The organism is Microcoleus sp. D2_18a_D3 (assembly GCF_036702455.1).
Taxonomy (GTDB): domain Bacteria; phylum Cyanobacteriota; class Cyanobacteriia; order Cyanobacteriales; family Microcoleaceae; genus Microcoleus.
Map to the genome: position 1 here is coordinate 1 of NZ_JAUBTK010000170.1, position 5,322 is coordinate 5,322.

At 43.0% G+C, this 5,322-nt stretch carries 14 protein-coding genes; 7 read left to right on the plus strand and 7 right to left on the minus strand.

All coding sequences use genetic code 11. From position 1 onward, the window contains the following. From QUB06_RS33945 to QUB06_RS33955, 3 genes are all read right to left on the minus strand, one after another. Positions 1–184 (minus strand): hypothetical protein (locus QUB06_RS33945; RefSeq protein ID WP_333439158.1); only part of this gene is annotated, 184 nt, incomplete at its 3' end. 25 nt (positions 185–209) lie between these two features. Further along, complete coding sequence (locus tag QUB06_RS33950; RefSeq protein WP_333439176.1) at positions 210–446, minus strand: type II toxin-antitoxin system mRNA interferase toxin, RelE/StbE family; 237 nt, start codon at positions 444–446, stop codon at positions 210–212. Between the two features lie 3 nt (positions 447–449). After that, complete coding sequence (locus QUB06_RS33955; protein ID WP_333290744.1) at positions 450–662, minus strand: hypothetical protein; 213 nt, start codon at positions 660–662, stop codon at positions 450–452. Positions 663–1,112: 450 nt separating this feature from the next. On the opposite strand from QUB06_RS33955, the gene QUB06_RS33960 reads away from it, so the two are divergent. Next, positions 1,113–1,403: a DUF559 domain-containing protein gene (locus QUB06_RS33960; protein ID WP_333439160.1), complete on the plus strand. Its 291-nt coding sequence runs from the start codon at positions 1,113–1,115 to the stop codon at positions 1,401–1,403. Then, positions 1,400–1,492, plus strand: coding sequence for a hypothetical protein (locus QUB06_RS33965; RefSeq protein WP_333439162.1), 93 nt, complete (start codon positions 1,400–1,402; stop codon positions 1,490–1,492). The genes QUB06_RS33960 and QUB06_RS33965 overlap by 4 nt, the downstream gene beginning before the upstream one ends. Before the next feature lie 119 nt (positions 1,493–1,611). On the opposite strand, the gene QUB06_RS33970 is transcribed toward QUB06_RS33965, so the two are convergent. Next, positions 1,612–1,770, minus strand: a complete 159-nt coding sequence (locus QUB06_RS33970) for a hypothetical protein (RefSeq protein WP_333439164.1) — start codon at positions 1,768–1,770, stop codon at positions 1,612–1,614. A 106-nt stretch (positions 1,771–1,876) separates the two neighbouring features. Here QUB06_RS33970 and QUB06_RS33975 point away from each other — a divergent pair, with 106 nt between their 5' ends. The 5 genes from QUB06_RS33975 to QUB06_RS33995 all read left to right on the plus strand — a co-directional run bounded on the left by QUB06_RS33975 (position 1,877) and on the right by QUB06_RS33995 (position 3,559). Continuing rightward, on the plus strand, positions 1,877–2,092 hold the full coding sequence (locus tag QUB06_RS33975; protein ID WP_333439178.1) for a DUF4160 domain-containing protein: 216 nt from the start codon (positions 1,877–1,879) through the stop codon (positions 2,090–2,092). A gap of 13 nt (positions 2,093–2,105) precedes the next feature. After that, positions 2,106–2,402, plus strand: a complete 297-nt coding sequence (locus QUB06_RS33980) for a DUF2442 domain-containing protein (RefSeq protein WP_333290682.1) — start codon at positions 2,106–2,108, stop codon at positions 2,400–2,402. A 19-nt stretch (positions 2,403–2,421) separates the two neighbouring features. Further along, positions 2,422–2,535 (plus strand): DUF559 domain-containing protein, encoded by a 114-nt coding sequence (locus tag QUB06_RS33985; RefSeq protein ID WP_333439180.1) that lies wholly within the window; start codon positions 2,422–2,424, stop codon positions 2,533–2,535. 402 nt (positions 2,536–2,937) lie between these two features. After that, on the plus strand, positions 2,938–3,192 hold the full coding sequence (locus QUB06_RS33990; RefSeq protein ID WP_333439166.1) for a type II toxin-antitoxin system ParD family antitoxin: 255 nt from the start codon (positions 2,938–2,940) through the stop codon (positions 3,190–3,192). Beyond that, positions 3,182–3,559, plus strand: a complete 378-nt coding sequence (locus QUB06_RS33995) for a type II toxin-antitoxin system VapC family toxin (RefSeq protein ID WP_333439168.1) — start codon at positions 3,182–3,184, stop codon at positions 3,557–3,559. The genes QUB06_RS33990 and QUB06_RS33995 overlap by 11 nt, the downstream gene beginning before the upstream one ends. A 91-nt stretch (positions 3,560–3,650) precedes the next feature. Here the strand turns inward: QUB06_RS33995 and QUB06_RS34000 are convergent, their stop codons facing one another. From QUB06_RS34000 to QUB06_RS34010, 3 genes are all read right to left on the minus strand, one after another. Beyond that, the gene (locus QUB06_RS34000; protein ID WP_333439170.1) at positions 3,651–3,851 is read right to left on the minus strand and encodes a hypothetical protein; all 201 of its coding nucleotides are present in this window, start codon (positions 3,849–3,851) and stop codon (positions 3,651–3,653) included. 33 nt (positions 3,852–3,884) lie between these two features. Next, positions 3,885–4,160, minus strand: a complete 276-nt coding sequence (locus tag QUB06_RS34005) for a DUF6980 family protein (RefSeq protein ID WP_445251449.1) — start codon at positions 4,158–4,160, stop codon at positions 3,885–3,887. Between the two features lie 23 nt (positions 4,161–4,183). Continuing rightward, positions 4,184–5,322, minus strand: a 1,139-nt coding sequence (locus tag QUB06_RS34010) for a colicin E3/pyocin S6 family cytotoxin (RefSeq protein ID WP_333439174.1), incomplete at its 5' end; no start/stop codon positions are given.

The window sequence follows — 5,322 nt, forward strand, 5'->3', positions numbered from 1 at the left end:
AGAGGTGTCCTGTGGTAACACAGGCATCGACTCTAATTAACTGAGAGGGGCGGGGAATAATATCCCCCCTCGACTCAACCAGTTGAATGGGTGGCCCGATGCGATCATCGAGGCGATCGCCCTCGACTGTGGCAGATATAAACAGGCGATCGCATAAGCAAGCATTTTCAATACACCTCATCATGACTGCCAATGTCTAGCAAGAGAATTTATTCATCTCCCAACTCTGGATTTTTAACAAAATCAAATACAATCCGACAGTCATATTCCACTGTACAAGCCCAAGAGCCAGCTAATTGACCTTTGAGTTTGTGTGTTTGCAGTGATGGTTCAAAAGAGTTTTCTGCCAAAACTCTCAAGACAGCTTCAACTTTGGACTGTAGTTCCGGGTGTTTGCGGATGAGGGCTTTGTAGGCACGTTTAAATGAGGGAGCAAAGGTGATAATTTTTCAACTGTTTAACTCCGCGATCGCTTCATCAACTGTACCTCGAAAGACGTTGCCAGATTGATAATCCTGCTTTCCTTGTGCGATATTAGCGGCAATTTCGGTGCGACGGCGATCGCTAAGTCTGCGGTGCATGATGACAAGCAGATTGGTTTGTTCGTCTACAGACAATGTTTCGATCGCGTCTAAGATGCTGTCAAATGTTAAAGTTTGCATGGTCAGTTAGATTGGGAGGCTCAGATGGCTCTGTCTTATTTTACTGAAGTTTAATTGAATTTGCTCAACGTGCTCGCATTCCTAACTGATTTAGCAATCGCCTTCTCCATTCCCAAAAAGCGATCGCCCCTGTCCATCGACAAGACCGAGATCCCTTTCCATATAGCCAAAAATAGCCAAAAAGCGATCGCACGTTTTGACTTATTCCAAAAGGGCGAGAACCCTAATTGTCAAGTAGACATCATTTGAGATCAACTAATTCTGAAACTATTCCCTAAATATCGCCCCTCCGCCGACAATTTCAATGAACATCCAGTCCCCCCCTTCTTAAGGGGGGGACTGGATGTTCATTCCAAGACTAACCAACTCAACCGAGAATTTCAACTAACATCTTGTCCCCCCCTTAAGAAGGGGGGTGCCAGGGTGATCTAGCCAAGATTCGGGGGGATCATGCCAAAACTAAACGACTCCAACTTCCACCTACCCTACAACCCAAAACTCATCCCCATCGCCAAACAACTGCGGAAAAATCCCACTCCAGCGGAAAAAAAACTGTGGCAGGATTTTCTGAGAAATTTCCCATTTCGAGTTTTGAGACAGCGCCCCATCGACAATTTTATCGTAGATTTTTATTGTGCGGCTTTACAGTTAGGAATTGAGATTGATGGGGAGAGTCATTTTACGGAAGAAGGGAACTATATGATGCAGAAAGAACCGGGATTTTACAGGGGTATGGATTGAAGGTTGTTAGGTTTACGAATGTTGAGGTGTTGCAGAGTTTTGAGGGGGTTTGTGGGGAGTTGTTGGGTTTAATTGAGGGTGATTTTTGAGGCCAGATCCCCCCTAGCCCCCCTTAAGAAGGGGGGGACATGAGGGAGGAGAGTTGAATGGGTGGCCCGATGCGATCGCGGCGATCGGATAAAATATTAGGCTGCATACTTTAATTGTACTATGGAAAAGTTGACTCAATATCGATCGATCGCGCGATTCGTAAAAAAGAGGGATCGACCTTTCCATCCCAAAAGAGCGATCGACCTTTCCATATCAAAAAGAGCAATCGACCTTTCCCTGCCAAAAAGGGATCTCGCTCTAGTTGTCGAGTAGACATGATTTGGGATAAACTAATATTGTCTCCTTGGCTCGGCTATAATAGTCCTCGTATCATTCTTTAAAGAACCTTTAGGCCAGAAGTTGCATGATTTTACGGAATAATCATCAAAATTTTCTTTGGGGATCACCCACCTCCTCATTTTCACGCAGTTTACGGTGAGTACAACGCTTTGATCGGTATTGAGTCTTTAGAAATTATAGAAGGAGATTTACCGAATCGGGCCCAAAAGCTGGTAATAGAATGGGCTACGTTGTACCAGAAAGAACTGCTGGATATGTGGAATAGCCAAGAATTTAGTAAACTTCCACCATTAAAATAACTCTGATATGTTTATGAAACCTGAACGCATTGTTTCGGCTAAAGCTATTGACGACCGCACATTGATGGTTAAGTTTACCAATCTAGAATTTAAAAAATACGACATCTCTAAGTTATTAGATAATCCGATGTTTACGACCTTAAGTAATCCTGGGTTTTTCCGAAATTTTACAGTTGAACCTGGTGGTTATGCACTGGTTTGGAATGATGAGATAGATATCAGTGAATATGAACTTTGGCAGAAGGGAATTAGTTGCACAGAGGAGGAAATTGAGCGATATATTGAATCTATTCATCATGTTGCTCGCTGAGAAATAAGACCCGATTCTTCTGAGCGATCGACCTTTCTATACCAAAAGACCGCTCGACAATTTTATCGTAGATTTTTATTGTGCGGCTTTACTGTTAGTAATTGAGATTGATGGGCCGAGTCATTTTACGTAACAAGGGAAACTATATGATGCAGAAAGAACCGGGATTTTAGAGGGGTATGGATTGAAGGTTGTCAGGTTTTAGAATGTTGAGGTGTTGCAGAGTTTTGAGGGGGTTTGTGGGGAGTTGTTGGGTTTGATTGAGGGTGATTTTTGAGGCCAGATCCCCCCTAGCCCCCCTTAAGAAGGGGGGGACATGAAGGGAGGGGAGTTGAATGGGTGGCCCGATGCGATCGCCTCGATCGGATAAAAAATATTAGGCTGCATAATTCAGTCGTTGTGCTTACTTATATTTTAGCAAAAAGATCGGGGTAATCGCGCCATCTTCCCGCAGCCAAAAATGTTAAATAACAAAATTTGATAACTTTTGTTATTATGGAGGGTAGTAGTTGACTCAAATAGGTGACTCAACATCATGAATATATCCTTAACTCCTGAACTAGAGCAGTTTGTTCGGTCAACAGTCAAAAACGGTAGGTACTCATCAGCTTCTGAAGTGGTAGGGGCGGCATTACGATTGCTAAAAGAACGGGAAGTTTTAGTTGTTTTGAATCCGGTTTCGTCTGACGGGAACCAGAAACCCAGCTATGATTTCTCTGATTTGGTGGGGCGATTAACTTGGCGGGGAGATGCAGTAACAATGCAGAGGAATCTACGCGATGAGTGGTAATCGCTATGTGTTGGATACGAATGCGATCGTAGCTTTGCTTCAAGGGAATATTCAACTCATTGAATTACTTAAAGATGCGGATTGGATTGGAGTTTCAGTTATTAGCAAAATTGAGTTTCTGGTATTTCCTGGGTTGACTCAAGACGATGGTCAGATTTTTGAGGAGTTTCTGCAACGAGTGGAGGTTCTTGGTTTAGTAGCGATGGATGCTGTTTTGATTGAGAAAATCATTGAGATTCGCCAGCAACATCGCTTGAAACTACCGGATGCGGTTATTGCAGCAATGGCAATCCAAAATTCAGCAACTTTGGTGACAGCCGATCGAGAGTTTGCAAAGGTAACAAGTTTAACGGTAATTAATTGGTAGAGATTGCCATTGATCGCCCCTGACCATCCACAAGAGTGATCGCCCTTTCCATATAGCCAAAAATAGCCAAAAAGCGATCGCACTTTTTGACTTATTCCAAAAGGGCGATCGCTCTTTTGGCATCTGGTATATATGAAGGGCGATCGCCCTTTCCTGCAAAAACATTCGTAACCAAAAGGGCGATCGGGCTGACTTTGAGTTTAGGAGATTGATCCCCCTTTTTTGAGAAAGAGGAGGAAAGGGCGATCGGCTTTCTGCAATCCCAAGCATCGCATCTTTTGACTGATGACAAAGCGGCGATCGCCCCTATTATTCCACAAAAGCTTTACTCTTTTTTTAGTGTCCACCATTCATCCGAAAGAAACTCTTTTGGAATTCGTGAATCACCCGGTTCTATCCCTATTTTTTCCAGTTCATCGAACCATTGTTCAGACAGACTATTTGGTAATTCTTTTCCACACCAAGGGCAATATTTAATGCTTTGCTTAGCACTTCCTCCATCTAAAATTAAAATCCCGTATTCCCGAAGTCTTGGAATGTAGCAAATGGCAACTTCACCTTCGGAAATGTGCCTATTCATTTCTTCACAACAATGATTCATAACATTCTGTAATTTGACAATTTTTACTTAATTTTATTTTTAATGTCTCTACCAGCTACAGGAGCTTTAATCAGTAACCCTGTTTCCGGATTTATCGTACCCAGATGGTTTCCTCTTGGATCATACATCTCTATATCATTATGTGTGTAGTCCCACTCGTAATATCTTCTTTCTTTACCATTCAAGCCATTGGTCTTTGTTGTTCCTCTAAAGGTCTTAAAACCTGTCCAAATATTGCTTTCTCCCGGAAGAATTTTTTTAGTAACTCTAATTAAATCATCAGCCTTGTTGATATACTTTCCACCTTTAACAACTCCAGCAGCAGCATCACCAAATAGAGGAAGAATAGCCATACCTGATAAAGCAGCATTTCCCCAGGCTCCTTCTTTACCAAACCACCCTTCAATTCCGTACCAACCAGTATTAATCGTATCTGGAATAGCACCCAAACCTGGCCAGAAGCCTCCAACATCAAGAAGGCCATGACCCCAATCGCTAAAGGAGTTGTACCAATCGCTAAAGGAGTTGTACCAATTGTTATTACCTGTGCTTTCTGAAATGTTGCTAGCGCTGGAAGCATTAGCAGAACTAGAAGTGGAGTTAGAGGAAATATTACCACTAAAACTATTGCTAGGACTGCTGCTACTAGAAGCATGGCTGGAGCCTGAATTATTAATGCTATTGGCAAAGTAAACTCCAGGTAAAGTCTTGGGTGGCTGGGTTTGGAACACAGGCTTTTTATTATTATTAACAGGCTGAGGATTGGGAGACGGGGAAGTTGGCGAAACCGATCGCCCTTTTGTCTCATAAACAGTCACTTGCTGACCATTCCAGATCATAATCGCCCGTTCAAACTCCTGACGGAAAACACCACCCCCCTGATCCTGCATACCAGTAATAGCAGCCCCCACTTGCGGATACAAACTAGCAGCATACAAGAACTTCTGACGCACATCATCTGTAGGACTCGATGTAGTTGCAGGCTTTGTTGCCGCTCCCCAGATCAGACCGTTGCTAGAGACTGTACCGACAACAGTCACTCTAGCCGTGTTCGGGTCAATTGCCAGTTTCCGGCGATCGGAAGTATAAGGAATGAAAAATAAATAACTTAATGAATTACTCAGGTTGGGGTACGGCTCGATAATTCCATTTGGGCAAATAT